The organism is Pseudomonas sp. WS 5503, from assembly GCF_012985385.1.
Taxonomy (GTDB): Bacteria; Pseudomonadota; Gammaproteobacteria; order Pseudomonadales; family Pseudomonadaceae; genus Aquipseudomonas; species Aquipseudomonas paracarnis.
Window position 1 is genome coordinate 305,584 of the sequence record NZ_JAAQWI010000001.1, and the last position, 16,445, is coordinate 322,028.

Annotated in this window: 18 protein-coding genes; 8 read left to right on the forward strand and 10 right to left on the reverse strand. The window is 58.0% G+C overall.

Translation table 11 applies throughout. The annotated features are described in order from the left end of the window. The first annotated feature begins 31 nt into the window (after window positions 1–31). From ppnN to HBO10_RS01435, 3 genes are all read left to right on the forward strand, one after another. On the forward strand, window positions 32–1,405 hold the full coding sequence (gene ppnN, locus HBO10_RS01425) for a nucleotide 5'-monophosphate nucleosidase PpnN (RefSeq protein ID WP_014717596.1): 1,374 nt from the start codon (window positions 32–34) through the stop codon (window positions 1,403–1,405). A 172-nt stretch (window positions 1,406–1,577) separates the two neighbouring features. Next, entirely contained in the window at window positions 1,578–1,835 is a 258-nt protein-coding gene (locus HBO10_RS01430) for an AbrB/MazE/SpoVT family DNA-binding domain-containing protein (RefSeq protein WP_032892812.1), read from the forward strand. Continuing rightward, window positions 1,832–2,227 carry a type II toxin-antitoxin system VapC family toxin gene (locus HBO10_RS01435; protein ID WP_034126669.1) on the forward strand — a complete coding sequence of 132 codons (396 nt, stop codon included), beginning with the start codon at window positions 1,832–1,834 and terminating at the stop codon, window positions 2,225–2,227. Before HBO10_RS01430 ends, HBO10_RS01435 begins: the two co-directional genes overlap by 4 nt. Window positions 2,228–2,355: 128 nt before the next feature. On the opposite strand, the gene HBO10_RS01440 is transcribed toward HBO10_RS01435, so the two are convergent. Beyond that, window positions 2,356–2,685: a YXWGXW repeat-containing protein gene (locus tag HBO10_RS01440; protein WP_034127032.1), complete on the reverse strand. Its 330-nt coding sequence runs from the start codon at window positions 2,683–2,685 to the stop codon at window positions 2,356–2,358. A 192-nt stretch (window positions 2,686–2,877) separates the two neighbouring features. Continuing rightward, window positions 2,878–3,774, reverse strand: coding sequence for a LysR family transcriptional regulator (locus tag HBO10_RS01445; protein ID WP_034126668.1), 897 nt, complete (start codon window positions 3,772–3,774; stop codon window positions 2,878–2,880). Window positions 3,775–3,840: 66 nt separating this feature from the next. On the opposite strand from HBO10_RS01445, the gene HBO10_RS01450 reads away from it, so the two are divergent. Further along, window positions 3,841–4,545, forward strand: coding sequence for an NADPH-dependent F420 reductase (locus tag HBO10_RS01450; protein WP_254914269.1), 705 nt, complete (start codon window positions 3,841–3,843; stop codon window positions 4,543–4,545). A 64-nt stretch (window positions 4,546–4,609) separates the two neighbouring features. On the opposite strand, the gene mqo is transcribed toward HBO10_RS01450, so the two are convergent. Then, the gene (mqo, locus tag HBO10_RS01455; protein ID WP_034126666.1) at window positions 4,610–6,256 is read right to left on the reverse strand and encodes a malate dehydrogenase (quinone); all 1,647 of its coding nucleotides are present in this window, start codon (window positions 6,254–6,256) and stop codon (window positions 4,610–4,612) included. A gap of 481 nt (window positions 6,257–6,737) precedes the next feature. On the opposite strand from mqo, the gene HBO10_RS01460 reads away from it, so the two are divergent. Continuing rightward, a complete protein-coding gene (locus tag HBO10_RS01460) occupies window positions 6,738–7,925 on the forward strand; it encodes an MFS transporter (protein WP_034126665.1) in 1,188 nt (395 codons plus the stop codon). A 191-nt stretch (window positions 7,926–8,116) separates the two neighbouring features. Here HBO10_RS01460 and HBO10_RS01465 read toward each other — a convergent pair whose 3' ends face one another. Both HBO10_RS01465 and HBO10_RS01470 read right to left on the reverse strand, forming a co-directional pair. Then, the gene (locus HBO10_RS01465) at window positions 8,117–8,335 is read right to left on the reverse strand and encodes a hypothetical protein (RefSeq protein WP_080757698.1); all 219 of its coding nucleotides are present in this window, start codon (window positions 8,333–8,335) and stop codon (window positions 8,117–8,119) included. Window positions 8,336–8,481: 146 nt separating this feature from the next. Continuing rightward, window positions 8,482–8,847, reverse strand: a complete 366-nt coding sequence (locus HBO10_RS01470) for a DUF6124 family protein (RefSeq protein WP_034126664.1) — start codon at window positions 8,845–8,847, stop codon at window positions 8,482–8,484. A 612-nt stretch (window positions 8,848–9,459) separates the two neighbouring features. Here HBO10_RS01470 and HBO10_RS01475 point away from each other — a divergent pair. Next, on the forward strand, window positions 9,460–9,777 hold the full coding sequence (locus HBO10_RS01475; RefSeq protein WP_034126663.1) for a hypothetical protein: 318 nt from the start codon (window positions 9,460–9,462) through the stop codon (window positions 9,775–9,777). Between the two features lie 237 nt (window positions 9,778–10,014). Here HBO10_RS01475 and HBO10_RS31090 read toward each other — a convergent pair whose 3' ends face one another. Continuing rightward, a complete protein-coding gene (locus HBO10_RS31090) occupies window positions 10,015–10,176 on the reverse strand; it encodes a hypothetical protein (RefSeq protein ID WP_200887905.1) in 162 nt (53 codons plus the stop codon). A gap of 214 nt (window positions 10,177–10,390) precedes the next feature. Between HBO10_RS31090 and HBO10_RS01485 the strand changes: the two genes are divergently transcribed. Both HBO10_RS01485 and HBO10_RS01490 read left to right on the forward strand, forming a co-directional pair. Then, window positions 10,391–10,633 carry a hypothetical protein gene (locus tag HBO10_RS01485; RefSeq protein WP_032902648.1) on the forward strand — a complete coding sequence of 81 codons (243 nt, stop codon included), beginning with the start codon at window positions 10,391–10,393 and terminating at the stop codon, window positions 10,631–10,633. Beyond that, a complete protein-coding gene (locus HBO10_RS01490) occupies window positions 10,623–10,907 on the forward strand; it encodes a type II toxin-antitoxin system RelE/ParE family toxin (protein ID WP_034126662.1) in 285 nt (94 codons plus the stop codon). Before HBO10_RS01485 ends, HBO10_RS01490 begins: the two co-directional genes overlap by 11 nt. A 321-nt stretch (window positions 10,908–11,228) precedes the next feature. On the opposite strand, the gene HBO10_RS01495 is transcribed toward HBO10_RS01490, so the two are convergent. The 4 genes from HBO10_RS01495 to HBO10_RS01510 all read right to left on the reverse strand — a co-directional run bounded on the left by HBO10_RS01495 (window position 11,229) and on the right by HBO10_RS01510 (window position 16,325). Next, a complete protein-coding gene (locus tag HBO10_RS01495; RefSeq protein WP_169921883.1) occupies window positions 11,229–11,546 on the reverse strand; it encodes a hypothetical protein in 318 nt (105 codons plus the stop codon). Window positions 11,547–12,564: 1,018 nt separating this feature from the next. Further along, window positions 12,565–13,359 (reverse strand): DNA adenine methylase, encoded by a 795-nt coding sequence (locus HBO10_RS01500; protein ID WP_169921884.1) that lies wholly within the window; start codon window positions 13,357–13,359, stop codon window positions 12,565–12,567. Window positions 13,360–13,515: 156 nt separating this feature from the next. Continuing rightward, window positions 13,516–14,568: a phage portal protein gene (locus HBO10_RS01505; RefSeq protein ID WP_169921885.1), complete on the reverse strand. Its 1,053-nt coding sequence runs from the start codon at window positions 14,566–14,568 to the stop codon at window positions 13,516–13,518. Further along, on the reverse strand, window positions 14,568–16,325 hold the full coding sequence (locus HBO10_RS01510) for a terminase ATPase subunit family protein (RefSeq protein WP_169921886.1): 1,758 nt from the start codon (window positions 16,323–16,325) through the stop codon (window positions 14,568–14,570). Before HBO10_RS01510 ends, HBO10_RS01505 begins: the two co-directional genes overlap by 1 nt. Window positions 16,326–16,445 lie beyond the last annotated feature (120 nt).

The window sequence follows — 16,445 nt, forward strand, 5'->3', positions numbered from 1 at the left end:
GGCGCGGTGGCTATGCTTTCAAGGAATCAGAATGCCCCAACGTCAAGTCATCAACGCCTCCGTCAGCCCCAAGGGCAGCCTCGAAACCCTGTCCCAACGTGAAGTGCAGCAACTGAGCGAAGCCGGTACCGGCAGCATCTACACCCTGTTCCGCCAATGCGCCCTGGCGATTCTCAATACCGGCGCGCATATCGACAACGCCAAGACCATCCTCGACGCCTACAAAGACTTTGAAGTGCGTATTCACCAGCAGGACCGCGGCGTACGTCTGGAACTGCTCAACGCCCCCGCCGATGCCTTCGTCGATGGCGAAATGATTGCCAGCACCCGCGAAATGCTGTTCAGCGCCCTGCGCGACATCGTCTACACCGAGAACGAGCTGGATAGCCAGCGTATCGACCTGAGCAACTCCCAAGGCATCACCGATTACGTGTTCCACCTGCTGCGTAACGCCCGTACGCTGCGCCCGGGTGTCGAGCCGAAGATCGTGGTGTGCTGGGGCGGCCATTCGATCAACACCGAAGAATACAAATACACCAAAAAAGTCGGGCACGAACTGGGCCTGCGCAGCCTCGACGTGTGCACCGGTTGCGGCCCCGGCGTGATGAAAGGCCCGATGAAGGGCGCAACCATTTCCCACGCCAAGCAGCGCATCACCAATGGCCGTTACCTGGGCTTGACCGAACCAGGCATCATCGCTGCCGAAGCGCCGAACCCCATCGTCAACGAGCTGGTGATTTTGCCGGACATCGAAAAGCGCCTGGAAGCCTTCGTGCGTGTCGGCCACGGCATCATCATCTTCCCCGGCGGCGCAGGCACGGCCGAGGAGTTCCTGTACCTGCTCGGCATCCTCATGCACCCGGACAACCGCGACCTGCCGTTCCCGGTGGTGCTCACCGGGCCGAAACATGCCGCGCCTTACCTGGAACAATTGCACGCGTTCGTCGGCGCCACCTTGGGCGAAGCGGCGCAGAAGCATTACCAGATCATCATCGACGACCCGGCTGAAGTGGCCCGCCAGATGACCACCGGCCTCAAGGCGGTGAAGCAATTCCGCCGCGAGCGTAACGACGCGTTCCACTTCAACTGGCTGCTGAAGATCGACGAAGGCTTCCAGCGCCCGTTCGACCCCACCCACGAAAACATGGCCAGCCTGCAACTGAGCCACGCACTGCCGCCCCATGAATTGGCGGCCAACCTGCGCCGGGCGTTCTCGGGGATCGTGGCGGGTAACGTCAAGGACAAGGGTATTCGCCTGATCGAGGAGAACGGCCCGTATGAGATCCACGGCGACCCGGCGATCATGAAACCGTTGGATGAGCTGCTGAAGGCATTCGTGGCCCAGCACCGCATGAAGTTGCCAGGCGGCGCGGCGTATGTACCGTGCTACCGCGTGGTGCAATGAGCTAGCGGCGGTCGGTCATAGTTTGTATCTGTTTGGGGCATGTCCCGGCGTGTGAGGTGCGAGTGTTCGGACTAGGGTTTTATTACTCAGACTCACCCACCTCAGCGAGCGACCTATGGACCAACGGATATTGTCCTCTGTCATCCCTTACCCTAAGGTAAGGAATATCACGATGGAGATCTTCACTATGGCCACCGCCACACTCACTTCAAAAGGGCAAATCACCATCCCTGTCCAGGTCAGGACGGCCCTGGGCCTGGAAACAGGCGACCGGGTGGAATTCGTTGAAATGGAAGACGGCAAGTTTTCCATGATTGCCGCAAGCAAAACCGTCAAGGACCTCAAAGGTTTGATCCGCAAGCCTGCCCATGCCGTGTCTATCGAAGACATGAACCGCGCCATCGCGGCCCAGGGAGCAACAGCTGGATGATCGGCCTGGATACCAACGTGCTGGTGCGTTACGTGACCCAGGACGACCCGGTTCAATCAGCCAAGGCGTCCCAGCTCATCGAATCGCTCACCGCCACCTCGCCAGGCTTTGTCAGTCTGGTGACGCTTACGAAGCTGGTGTGGGTGTTGCAGTGCTGCTACCAGTCGGCCAAAAGCGAGGTGGTGATGGTGCTGGAAACCTTGCTGCACACGCGGGAGCTGACCGTCGAGCACGCCGATATCATCTGGCAGGCATTGCGCAAGTTCACCGCAGGCAAAGCCGACTTTGCCGACTGCCTGGTTGAACGCTGTGGCCATGCGGCGGGCTGCGAGTACACCGCCACCTTTGATCTGAACGCGGCCAAGGCAGCGGGAATGAAACGGCTCGGCTAGCCCGCTTTGTTTGTGTAGGAGCGAGCTTGCTCGCGAAAAAATCACAGGCACCGCGTGCAACCTGAATGCCCGCGTAACCGTTGACGTTTTTCGCGAGCAAGCTCACTCCTACAGAGAAGGAGGTTAGGTCAGCGTATCCAGCCGCCGATCTGCCAGTGGTAGCCATCATTACGCTGCACCCAGTGCGGGTGTACATAACGATAGCCCTGGCGCACCGGCTCCCAATGGCCGTGCACCGCCACATAGCGCCCGCCTTCCCAACGCCAGTAACCGCGTGACCAGATATAACCCTCGCGTACCGCCGGTTCGACTTCTATCACCTGCACCGGAGGCGGCTGCGGCGCCACCACCTCAACATACTCACGTTGCACCGGCCTGCGTTCATGTACTACACGCTCTTGTACACACCCGGACGCCGCCACCACCATGGCGGCCAATGCTGCATAACGTAACAACATACAAAACCCTCGGGCGCGAACGCCCTGCACCTGCATCAGAAAGTAATCCGCCTTTATTCCAGCCGGGCTCCTGCATGGGCTTTGATTATTTTTAACAGGAAATGTCTGTCAGATTGCTGAACCCACCGGCCTCAAGTCGAACGGGCACTGCTGGCGCTGCATCTGCATGAACAGGTGAGAGAGCTCGCGCGTTTAAACCGAGCCAAAACGTTGTAATACGGCGTCGACAAACCGCCGCAACTTAGCCGTGCGCTGCCGATTCGCGGTGTAGACCAAATGCATTGATCGACTTGGCGCGTCAAAGTCCGGCAGCACCCGCACTAACTGGCCCTCGGCCAGTGCCCTGCGCAAGAAGTCTTCAGGGCCGAGCACGATACCGAAACCATCCAGCGCCGCCGACATCAGCGCCCTGCTTTCGTTGATCTGCAAACGGCTGCTTACCTGCACCCTGTGCGGGACCGCACCTTGGTAAAACACCCATTCACGATCTGCCGGGCGTGACCAGAAGGCATAGCCCAGGCATTCGTGATGCTCAAGGTCTGCCGGCGTCATCGGTGTGCCCCGCGCCTGCAAATAGGCCGGTGCCGCACAGACAACCAGGCGATACGGCGCCAGCGGCCGGGCGGTCAGGCCGGTGGTCCCCAAGGGGCCGATACGAAAGGCCGCCTCATAGCCCTCCTCCACCAGGTCGACGAAACGATCCGTAAGGTGCAGATCGATTTGCACATCCGGGTTGTCACGCAAGAATCCGGTGATCAACGGCATCAGGCTGTAGGAGCCGAACGTCACCGGGGCGGTGATTTTCAGCTTGCCACGCGGGGTGTCGTTCATGATTTGCGCAAGGGAATCCGCCGCCTCAGTCTCCGTCAGGATGTGCTTGCAACGTTCGTAGTAAGCGCTCCCCAACTCCGTAAGGCTTTGCCTTCGCGTAGTACGGTTAAGCAAGCGCGCGCCCAAGCGTTGTTCCAAGGCGGTGACATGCTTGGCAACCATTTGCGGTGACATATTCAAGCGCTCAGCGGCACGCACGTAGGAACCGAGCTCAGCAGCCATCACAAAGGCATTCATGCTTGATAAACGATCCATCATTCCCTACCCCCAGTAACAACAGCCGCGCCACTACTGCGATTTATCGCCAAATGGTTGCCAATCATCATAGCCACTTCGTACTTCCATCGGAGCAAGCACATGAAGATTGGCGTAATTGGAGCAGGTTTCATTGGGCGTGCTGTGGCACAACTGGCCTTGGCCGCCGGGCATGAGGTGATGCTGAGCAATTCCCGCGGCCCGCACACCATGAGCAGCGTGGTAAGCGGCATACTCGGTGTGCAAGTTGGCAGCGCAGACGATGCCGCACGGTTCGGCGATGTGGTGCTAGTGGCGATTCCCTTTCAACACTACCGCAGCGTGCCCGCGCAATGGCTGGAGGGTAAAACGGTGATGGATGCCAACAATTACTACCCCGACCGCGATGGGCATATCCCAGAGCTGGACCGCTTTGAAACGACTACCAGCCGCTTGCTGGCCGACCATTTGACACATTCACACGTGGTGAAAGTGTTTAACGCGATCTTCGCCCCCGACCTGACGCAAGACGCCCGCCCTCACGGTGCACCTGATCGGCGGGCGCTGCCCGTCGCGGCGGATGACGCCACCGCGAAGGCCGTCGTGACCCAGCTGCTCGATGAGTTGGGGTTCGATGCCGTCGACGCTGGTGAGCTGGATGAAAGCTGGCGATTCGAGCGGGCCAAACCGGCGTACTGCGTGCGCCTGGACCAGGCTGGCTTGAAGGCTGCGCTGGCGGCGGCCGAGCGTGCGGTTGAGCTGCCCCCGGTGGAGCGACACCCGCCGCTCTCCTGAACATTTCCCCACAAAAAAGCCCGCTGACCGTCACCGGTTCAGCGGGCTTTTTCGTGGGTGAGGCTTACAGCGCCAGGTCAGAAACCGGCTTGCTTGGCTCAGCCGCAGGCTTGGCAGCCTCGGTAGCCTGTGGAGCGGCCAATTGCGGGATCGCTGGCGGTGGTGTCAGTTGCAGCACACCGGCAGTGTAGGCCCATTCCTTGGCAACCGCTTCAGGGCTGTCGTTCAGCTTGGTGCCGTAGCTTGGCACGATCTGGTGCAGTTTTTCCTGCCAGGCCGGGCTTGCTACCTTGTCCTTGAACACTTTTTGCAGCACGGTCAGCATGATCGGAGCCGCGGTGGACGCGCCTGGCGATGCACCCAACAGGCCGGCGATGGTGTTGTCGGCAGAGCTGACCACTTCGGTACCGAGCTTCAGCACGCCGCCTTGCTCTTCGTCACGCTTGATGATCTGCACGCGCTGGCCGGCTTGCCACAGGCGCCAGTCGGACTGCTTGGCGTTCGGGAAGTACTCTTGCAGCGCCTTGAAACGGTCATCATCAGACAGCATCAGTTGGCCGGCGAGGTACTCGACCAGTGGGTATTCACGAATACCGACTTTGGTCATAGGCCAGATGTTGTGGGTGGTGGTGCTGGTCAGCAGGTCCAGGTACGAGCCTTCTTTCAGGAACTTGGTCGAGAAGGTGGCGAATGGGCCAAACAGAATCACACGCTTGCCATCCAGCACGCGGGTGTCCAGGTGCGGAACCGACATCGGTGGCGAACCTACCGAAGCCTTACCGTAGGCCTTGGCCAGGTGCTGCTCGGCGATGGTCGGGTTCTCGGTCACCAGGAACGAACCACCGACTGGGAAGCCTGCGTATTCCTTGCCTTCAGGAATGCCCGACTTCTGCAGCAAGTGCAGGGCACCGCCGCCGGCGCCGATGAACACGAACTTGGCGTCGGTTTCAGTCTTGGTGCCGTCTTTGAGGTTTTTGTAGCTCACACGCCACGAACCGTCGGCGTTCTTGGTGATGTCCTGCACTTCGCTCGACAGCTTCAGGTCAAACTTCGGCGTGGTTTGCAGGTGAGCGACGAACTGGCGGGTGATCTCGCCGAAGTTTACGTCGGTACCGATCGGGCTCCAGGTGGCCGCGATTTTCTGGCTCGGGTCACGCCCTTCCATCATCAACGGAACCCACTTGGCGATCTGCGCCGGGTCTTCGGAGTACTGCATGCCGGCGAACAGCGGGCTGGCCTTCAGGGCTTCGTAGCGTTTTTTCAGGAACTTGATGTTGTCATCGCCCCACACAAAGCTCATGTGCGGAGTGGAGTTGATGAACGAACGCGGGTTCTTCAACACGCCCTGCTGAACCTGCCAGGACCAGAACTGACGGGAGATCTGGAACGCTTCGTTGATCTCGACCGCTTTCGGGATCTCAACGTTGCCGTTCTTGTCTTCCGGGGTGTAGTTCAGCTCAGCCAGGGCCGAGTGACCGGTACCGGCGTTGTTCCAGCCGTTGGAGCTTTCTTCGGCCACGCCATCGAGGCGCTCGACCATCTCCATCGACCAATCCGGTTCCAGCTCATTGAGCCAGACACCCAGGGTTGCACTCATGATGCCGCCGCCGATCAGCAGCACATCGACTTTCTTTGCCTCTTCCGCGTGAACGGACGTGATCCCCATCGACAAAGCCAGCCCCAGCAGGGCAGTGTTTACTTTTTTAAACATCAGTAGCACCTATGATAAAACGCCATCCGCCCTACCGCCCCCGATCATGAGTAACCCTCGTTCACGCTACGTCAGGCAACGTACCGCGGGGTCTGCACAGTCACATAAAGGCTGCAGGGTGGGCACACAAGGCCGATGGATCGACCTCACTGTTATGTCCCTTCTGCGCTGACTTCTTATCATTATTGGCTTCAGCTACCTGGGCGACAGCCAACCGCTGGGACGTATACGGGTGTACGCACCAGGGAAAGACTAGCCCAGACGGCGCGCAGAATATCACGCTAAACAGCGTTTATGCGCCGTTTGGCCAATTGACAGGCCTAAATCGCGGCTTTTAATGCGCCCCTGTCAAGCCTGGCAGCCGCGACCTGCGGTCACAGGCGTGGAACTCTGCCGAAAATGACGGTTCTAGACACCTTCGTCGCGGCTTGCGTAGCATCGGCGACTGTCCTTCGTGCACACCTTTCACACAGAGTTACCCATGACTATCCAGCAAACACCCGGGCAGGTACTGCCCGCGCGCAGCGCCGCCAAAATGGAAGCGGCCATGGCCGTGGGCGCCTTCGCGATCGGCACCGGCGAATTCGCCATAATGGGCCTGATGCCCGACATCGCCCAGAACCTGGGCCTGAGCGAACCCCAGGTGGGCCACGCCATCAGCGCCTACGCCCTGGGCGTCATGGTCGGCGCCCCACTGCTGGCCATCCTCGGCGCCAAGCTGCTGCGCAAACACATGCTGCTGTTGCTGATGGGCCTGTACGCCCTGGGCAACTTCGCCACCGCCTTCACCCCCACCTTCGGCTCGCTGGTGGCCTTCCGCTTTATCAGCGGCCTGCCCCACGGCGCCTACTTCGGCATCGCCGCCGTGGTCGCCTCCAGCATGGTGCCCACCGACAAACGCGCCGGCGCCGTAGCCCGCGTGATGATGGGCCTGACCCTGGCCATGCTGCTCGGCAACCCCATCGCCACCTTCCTCGGCCAACACCTGGGCTGGCGCTCGGCATTCGCCCTGGTCAGCGTGATCGCCCTGCTCACCATCGCCCTGGTCTGGCAATTCGTGCCCCACCGCCACGACGAACAACGCAGCGACCCGCGCAAGGAACTGCGCGCCTTCACCAAACCCCAGGTATGGATGGCCCTGTCCATCGGCGCGATTGGCTTTGCCGGGATGTTCTGCGTATTCAGCTACCTGGCGCCGACCATGCTCGAAGTGACCCAGGTTTCACCGCAGTGGATCCCCTTCGGTCTCGCCGCGTTTGGCGTGGGCGGCATCATCGGCAACATTGCCGGTGGCAAACTGTTTGATCGCATGCAGTTCCGGGCGGTGGGCTTGATATTGGTGTGGTCGATGGCGGTGTTGTTGTTCTTCCCCTTCGCCGCGGCGTCGCTGTGGGGCGTACTGGTGAGCATGGGGCTGGTGGGCACCATGGTCGCGTTGGCGGCACCGTTGCAGATTCGGTTGATGGACATCGCTCACGAAGCGCCGAGCCTGGCGGCAGCGTCCAACCATGCGGCGTTTAACCTGGCGAATGCGCTGGGGCCGTGGTTTGGTGGGATGGCGATTACGGCAGGGTTGGGTTGGACCAGTACCGGCTACATCGGTGCTGCTACAGCGCTGGTGGGGCTGGGCCTCTACCTGATTGCCCGGCGGATGAAAGGCGGTCAATAACGCCCTACTGGATCAAACTGTAGGTGGGGCTTCCAGCCAGTTGAAGCTTTTTGTAGGAGCGAGCTTGCTCGCGAAAAACTCACAGACGCCGCGTTTCTTCAGGAAGCCAGCGTTATCGTTGACGTTTTTCGCGAGCAAGCTCGCTCCTACAGAAGGCGATGACGCTTAACTGGCAGGTTGCCCCGACCCCATCAATCATCATGCAACAGCCCCGAACCATACTCCCCATAACTACTCCCCAGCCCACTGCCACCAAAATTCATCTTCGCGGCTTTGTTGGGGCTATGGTCGCCAAATGCCTGGCACCCGCCTGAAAAGCACGGGTCACTGTTCACGCTCGATGAAGATGAACAAGCGCTCAACAGCAACGTGCCGGTGATCATTACAACTTTGACGAGGTTCGAGATCATGGTTTCAGTTCCCTATGGGCTGGAGGCGCTGGGGTCCTCTCTCAGTAGGGGATCGTAGACCTCAACGGTGCAGGGAATTATGAAACTTTGCTGTGGGACAGCATGAGTTCAGGTTGCCGCCTTGGGTAAGGCGGCAGGGTTGGTTGTCAGGCTTTGACTGAGACGGTCACAGGCGCAACTTGTTCCTGGGCTCGGTCAACGAGCAGCGAGCTCAACTCGATTAACTGCTGGATGCCCAGGGCGACGGCGCGCTGGGAGTCGTCGAGATCGAACGCCAAGGTGGCGGCCATTTCGTTGGCGGATGCGAGGTTTTCGGCGGCGTTGGCCAGGAGGGTTTCGGGGTCGATGGTTGGGTTTACGAGGAATAGGTTGTCGCTTGGGCGCTCGGTGGGAGCAGCGTCGTCGGATGGGGGCAAGTGATGGTTGATTGCGCGCTGGGCTGCGGCTTGAAGCTTTGGATCAGAAGATGCAGCGTTTGAAGCATAAGGCGGATTAGGTGTGACCTTGTACATGGCGAAGCTCCTTTAGCGTTTAAGGAACTGCCTATCTCACTTCCACATGAGGGGTGGCAGCTGTACGCAGGTGTGGAAGACCAGGGCTAAAGGACCCGGCGCACCGAAGTGCCCCGCGCACAGCCGCCATAAGCAATCATACAGACGTAAAAAAACGCCGGTAGGTGTTTATGGGCGATTGAGCGCCTTCAGCTTGGTCGGACTTCCACATCCGGCCGCTGGATTGGCAGCGGCTTAAGGAGGTTAGCTAGGGGTGGTCTGAGGGGCAAGCTGAGAAAAGTGTGGGATATTTCCTAGAAGTTTGGACCTGTTCCAGGAGATTGCTTTATCCGTTACACCGATGATGGATTGGAACTACTAAGCCAAAGAGCCTTTAAAACAAAGGCCTACAGCTAACCCAGCTTTAGCTCGCACCACTTATGTACCACTGGACTCCTTTCGATCCATACCTCCGCCCTGACTAGCCGCCTTCGGCATTAGGCAGATAACGGCCGAAAGCAGCCCGTGGACACTCTAATGGCGAAACAGTAGCTTATGTTGCTAGCGGGCGAGAAACACTCAACAGCGGATCATCCCGCCCATGCCGCGTTTCACTTTGGACGATGTCGAGAAATGGGACCGAAAACTGAAGAGTTGACCTGCATTCTTGATCAGCTTGCAATCGTGCTCGAAAGCGATGGAGACACCCACTGGAGCTTTTGGATGCGTAAGGCAAGGGCACTATTGCTGGATTCTGATTACTCTGGGATTGAGTATCTACTGTCAGCCTATGGCGGAATGGGCTCATTAAATGATCTCATTCTTGGTCAAAGCTATGTCGATGGCGTCCTTTCTTGGAATCCAGGTCATGTCGAGCTAAACGAAAAATTCATTGAATTGCGCAACAACGCCGAACAGCTCGCCAACGCAATAAAACGGTCTCAAACTTGATCAGGCACCTAAACAAAAAAGGGACAGATTTATTTATGCTATCGCTGAAAAAAGCTAATCACGAGACAGCAATAAGCCAAATTCGTGGCTTATTACCTTAGGCCTTCAGTTCATCTGGCGTGTGCGTCTTGAGCCAATCGGCCAAGCGGCATTCATTCGCGTTTTGCCAGCCTAGCCCGAAAGCCCAGAATCGCTCCAGCACGTCAGCATCAGAACGAACTTTGAAGTGCTCTTTGGTTACTGCCGATTGCCCCGCTTGGGCTTGAGCATTTCCTTCGCCTGAGCTTTACCAAACAATCCCACAAGCACCTCGCTCGCTGGTTTGGCCTTAGAAAAGTCCTCAGCCGGCCATTCCGGGTTCACTGCGTCAACCCTTTCAGAACGGGAGTTTCTGGTCATTATTTTTGCCCTCCTAGTTTGTTGGCGTTACGAAAGCCGATGACGTGAACCGCGTCACTCCTATGGGCAGATATCGAAGCCAGACCACGGTACCTAATTTTGAGTAGGCCGCGAAAAGCAATTCACTTCCAGATACACCTCACGACGGACTGCTGAGTCAACCAAGCACACCAAGGTGTAAGATGCCCCACAACCGTCCACCATCGAGGCCGCTATGACTGGGATATCCCTAAACCTGCCGGAAGACCTGTCCAACTCTCTCGCCGACCTGGCCAAAACCAACGGCCAGACAGCTAGTTACCTGGCGATGGACGTTCTTCGCGACTATATCGAGCACGAAAAAACGCTGACCGCCCAAATCGAGCTGGCAGTAAAGGAAGCCGACGAAGGCAAATTCGCCACCGATGACCAAGTGGCGGCCATGCGCGCCAGGCGCTGGAGCAGGAATGCGGGTTGAGTGGCTTGAAAAAGCGCTCAAAAATCTGGAAGACGAAGCGAACTATATCGCTCTCGAAAATCCAAAAGCCGCCGACGACTTCTCGGATGCCATTTTCACCAGTGTCGACAGGCTGGCTCAGTTTCCTTCCATGGGACGCGAAGGTCGGGTGAAACATACTCGCGAATGGGCAGTTCCCAACTGGTCCTATCTGATCCCGTATAGAGTGCGGGGTGATCGACTGCAGATCCTTGGCGTATTCCACACACGGCAACGCCCTCGTTCGAAGTGGTAATGCACGCAAAACTTGCCTCTCCGGCACCCAAGAGCCGTTCCTGATAAACTGCGAGCCATTCGCCTCGCTGACTCAGATCCCCCATGTCCCTACAAACCGCCCCACTCTCCCGCCGCTTCTCCGTCGCCCCCATGATGGATTGGAACGTTTAATCCTGCACACCTTTAACTACGGGGCCTGCAGACCAACTCAAAACTTTCCGTACCACTTTCGTACCACCCTTATATGAATCTCGATTGGACGAAGGCTCAGGAGTGGCGTGATCAGTTACGTCATTGGCGTTCGCTCCAATCCACTCCACCCACTGTTGCTTCGATCTTGTTAGGTCCAACCAGAGAGTTTGGAGAGGTAATTCACGAGCAGCCCAATCGCGAGAGGAATAATTACGGCCAGTATCCATTTCATCCACCAGGGTGCTTTCCGCGTTGTGAAATCGGATAAAGGCGTGCTGCCAAAAGCGAGGTAGGCCTCGCCCTTCTTGGTCAATTTGAGTCCCACATAGCCCTTGTTTGTCTTCATCCCTCCAACCAACTCCTCACCCACCAAATTGCAGATAAGCCCGTAATCGTCATGGTCCAATCCCCTGGTGCCAGTAATGACGCCGTCGCGGATCTTCCCCAACGCCTCAAACATGTCCATATCTATCTCCTGAGGACGAAAAAAGTCGCATCTGATGATCGTACCCTTGGCTGAGGCCAGGAAGGGACATCCCCAACCTTGAGGGGGGCAAAAAAAAGAGTAACATAAGTAATCTTGACCATTTTTTACGCTCAAGCCGTTGAAATTAAAGGATTTTGTATTACGAGCAAAAGGTAATCTTTAAGTAATATTGAAGTAATCTGATTACTCTTTATAAATGTAATTCTCTACTTTAATAAAACCCTTTAAAATCAATAGGTTGATAGAAAATTACCTTTTCCATTACTTCTCTGTTACTCCTTTTTGTAATCTCAACCCCCACGGAATACGTGGCCTCCAGACCGTTTCTTTGGGGAGATTACTGAAATTACTCTTTTTGAAACTCCCCCCCTCCCCCTCAACAGCAGAGCCTCCAGAAGCCTTCAACGAAATACCCCCTCGGTGCAGGGTTCCGCAGGCTTTTGACCACCCCACTACCCTGAGCAGCCCCCCAGCCGGTGCCGTGTTGAGCGGTCCGCAGGGTCGCAGAAAAAACGACCCATTTAGCCCGCAGGCGAGGTGGGGGGACGACGGCGCGCGCCAGGTGCAGGACCACGTCACTGGCTCGCCGTGTAGCACGCCAGTCCCCCACATTCAGATTTGTGGCACGCCAGGTCCCCAGCGCCAGGCCATCGCCCCTCTCCGACGCCACTGGTGGCAGACTCTCCCCCATGAAAGCCCAGCATTTACTGGCCCGAACAGCCATCTAACCTTGCCGTGACAGTGTTCAAATGCTATGTTGAGCTGGGTTTTTTCATGCTGAAGAACGGCGGAACTTCATTTATCCGGGCAGGATTTTTCTACCCCAAAGACCCCTTTCACAAGCAGCAAAAAGCCGCCTCATGAGGCGGCTCAATGTTATGCATAGAAGGTATCGGAGAGTATCGAGGCGATGTGCAGTTAAAGCCTGCCGCGCGAGTGCCAGCCGGGGTCTATGACCCGTATGCGCAAGTCACGATGCTCTACCAATACTGCCTGGTCAGAACAGCCCTCCCAATGCCGCCGGCTCCCAGTTCATGATGACCAGCTCTCCGCTGACATCAGCCTTCCCCTGCCGCTGATTCGTCGTGCTGTAGCGAATGTCCACCGTCTCGAAGTGGAACCCCTCAAACACCCGCCTGATATCGGGGTGATCGTTGATGCTCACCATCACCTTGCCCTTGCAACGCCGCATGAACTCGGCCATCCGCTCATAGTTTTCGAAGGGGAAGTCCACGCCATAGCCGGCGGTCTGCCAGTAAGGCGGGTCCATGTAATGGAAGGTGTGCGGTCGGTCATAGCGTTCGGCGCACTCAAGCCAGCCCAGGTTCTCGACATAGGTACCCGATAGCCGTTGCCAGGCAGCAGACAGGTTCTCCTCGATCCGCAACAGGTTGATGGCTGGGCCAGTGGTGGCGGTACCGAAGGTTTGCCCACTGACCTTGCCAGCAAAAGCGTGGTGCTGCAGGTAGAAAAACCGAGCTGCGCGCTGAATATCGGTAAGGGTTTCCGGCCGGGTCATCTTCTGCCATTCGAACACCTGCCTGGAGCTGAGCGCCCACTTGAACTGGCGTACGAACTCTTCCAGGTGGTTCTGCACGACACGGTACAGCGTCACCAGGTCGCCGTTAATGTCGTTGAGAACTTCAACCGGCGCAGCCTGTGGACGCATGAAGTAAAGCGCGGCGCCGCCAGCAAAGACCTCGACATAGCATTCATGTGGCGGAAACAGTGGAATTAGACGATCTGCCAGGCGGCGCTTGCCGCCCATCCACGGGATAATAGGTGTGCTCATAAGTGATCCTTGTTTTGGAAATTGGATTCGCTTAGGCTTCGCACCCCCTGCGCAGTGGGGCGAGGCCTTGGTTGGAGCACTCGGAGTGTTCGAGTGATTCAGCGTCGAGCGGGTGTTAGCGCACCAGCTCGTCGCCTCGTTTACTGCGCGGGGGTACTACTTTCCCCCCGTTGGAAGCTCAAATTCTTTGAAGCTGACAACCTCTTCACCCAGCCACTCGTTCACCTGGGCCAACCTGGCCTGCAACGGCTCCAGTTCGTTCACCGCCCAAACTTCAGCAGCCTCCCGCAACGACCCGAAACCGCCCGCGTTCTGCGGCACGATGCCCATCAACTGGGGTGGAATGCGCAACGCCGCGAGCAGATCGTCGCGGCTGATGTTCTTGATCGAGCTGAATTCGTCCTTTGCGGCCACCTCGCTCACCGGAATGAGCTGGATGCCATCCTTCTTGCCAGCGGGCGCGTACACGAACAGGTTTCGGAAGTTGCCAGGCCCTTTCGAGTTCTTCAACGCGGTGCGCAATGAGTCGATGTCCTCTTCCTTCTGCGCCGCGTCGGTCATGTACAGGATGAATCCGGCGTGACTGCCGTTGTTGTAGTACTTGCGACGGAATAGCGTGGCGCTTTCGTTGAGCAGCGCGCTCTGCAGCGCAGCCAGCCACTCCGGCAACCCATAAATTTCTTGATTGATATCGGCCTCACGTAGGTGGCAAATCGAACCTGGTGCAAACTCGTGCTCATCCTTCCAGCCGCGCACCTGGTAATAGGTTTCCATGTCGACGCCTCGACGCATGTACTTCGCCAACGGCGGCAACAAGCCCATGGTGTTGCGCAGCATGTTGTTGCGCTTTTCCAAGTAGCAGTTGCCGCACCAAAGCCAGTCCAGGGCGAACTGCTCAAAGGCCTGACGGCTCAGCAGCCGGTGAGGAACGAACGTGCGGGCCAGCATGTTGCGCTTGAAATTGAGGCCGGACTGCAGGTACACACTGGCGCGGGTCGTTTTGGCTAACCCATCCATGGACATAGGTGTTTCGAACCAACGCCCATTGGCCCAGCACTCCAGATAGTCGAGGATCTCCCTGCTATCGAGCACAGGCGCCGGGTCACCGAAGGTGAATGCCTCGACCGGGCCGGATTCCGGCGGGAGTACCTCCCCTTCAGCAGCTGGCAGAACAGTAGTCAGTTGGGTTTCGCGCTTACGTCTGCTCATCAATAGGACTCCATAAATCCGGTATTCGCCGTGGTCTGCCCTTCAAGAGGCTCGTTATGCAGGGCGTGGAAGGTCGCCCACGCCAAGTCGGCATGGCCTGTCTCGTCGGTGCGACCGGCCGTATAAGTGAACTGGCGCCCGGAGGCGGTGACTGTTTTGCGGATAGCCATCAACGACTGCGCCATATCCGTCCATCCAGCATCGAACTCCAGGCGACCGTTCTTGATGACGTCGTACGCCTTCAACACAAGGCGCGTTTTGACTTCGGGCGAGTAGCTGAACGTGGTGATGTTCGGGAAGAACTGCTTGACCAGCTGCGCCACGCCGGACCCCATGCCCGTGATGTCGATACCGATGTAGGTCACCCAGTAACGTCTGGTGACTTGGCGGATCGCTTCCGCCTGAGCGGCGAAGTCCATGCCCCTGAATTGGTGCCTCTCCAGAATTCGGAACTTGCCGCCGGGAACCGTTGGTGGAGCGATTACCACCAGTGCGGCGCTGTCACCGTTCTCCGCCGGGTCATAGCCAACCCAGACCTGACGGTCCCCAAACGGACGCGCTGCAAATGGCTTGTAGTCTTCGGCCCATAGATCCCAGCTGTCCACCATGCAAGGCTGAAGCATCGCAAGCGGGAAAATACTGGCCCCGTCGTCGATGAACTGGCACATCAGCAGGTTCTGGAAAGCCTCGGCATCGTATTCCTGGCGCAGTTCGTCCAGGTCGAACAAGTCGCAGCCACGGTCCTCCGCGTCCAGGATGGTGACGATCTGTCGCCATACCCGGTCTTCACAGAGTCGGCCCTGCTGCAGAACATCATGAGAGACGTCGATTTTGACCCGTTGCGCCGCCGGCTTGCCTTTGTTGAACCGCTCACCGGTCCAGAACGTATAGGCCTCATGGGCCATGCTGGAGGGCGTCGAAAAGTACGTTCGGCGGTATTGCTTCTGCATCGCCATGCCGCTGGCGACCTTGTTCAGTTCCTTGAACTTGAACGTCCAGAAAAATTCGTCGAAGTAGAAGTTGCCGTGATAGCCCTGGGCCGTCCGGGCGTTGGTACCCAAGAAGTGCAGCTCGGCGCCATTGCCCAGAATAATGGGATCGCCCGTCAGCTCAACGCCGACTACCTCACGGGCAAAGGCCTGAATGTAGGCCTTGAAAATGTGCGCCTGATTTTTTGAGGCCGACAGGAAAATCTGGTTACGGCCTGTCGTCAGCGCATCGATCAGCGCTTCACGGGCGAAATAGTAGGTCGCGCCGATCTGCCGTGACTTGAGGATTGCGCGGGTTCGCTGATTGCCGGCCTTGTACCAATCCAACTGGTACCCGAAACAGCCGTCGATGAACGCTTCCGTCAGTTTTTCAATGTGTTCTTCGTCGAACTCGTTGCGTTTCGGCGCTTTTTTCGGTCCCTCGTTGCGCTTCGCCAAGTTCGGATTCAACTCGGTTTCGGTACCGCCGTCGTTGAAGCGCTGGATACGGGCTTGCCGCTCCAGCTGGCGGTGCAAGAGGTCAATTTCCTTGTAGTCGGACCCTGACTTCGGGTCTTTCAGGATCAGCTGCACCAGACGGGCTTCGGTCGCCGCCTGGATACGCTCCAGCGGTGTCGCGCGGTCCCATTCGTCCCGCGCCTTCCAGCTGTGCAGCGTTTTTTCCTTCTCCCCGATCAACTCAGCGATCTCGCACACGCGGTAGCCCTGCCAATACAGGTGCTTGGCGTGGCGGCGGTGATCGGTAGGTAGTTCGACGATGGCATTCATGGCGCAGATGCTGCCGCCCGCGCGCGAACAGTTCCCCCTCCGCCCCTTGTAGATCAACGATCTACAACAGCGCCTCGTTGCCCGTCGCGCCCGCGCTCAACAACATGCGCTCATCGCCAA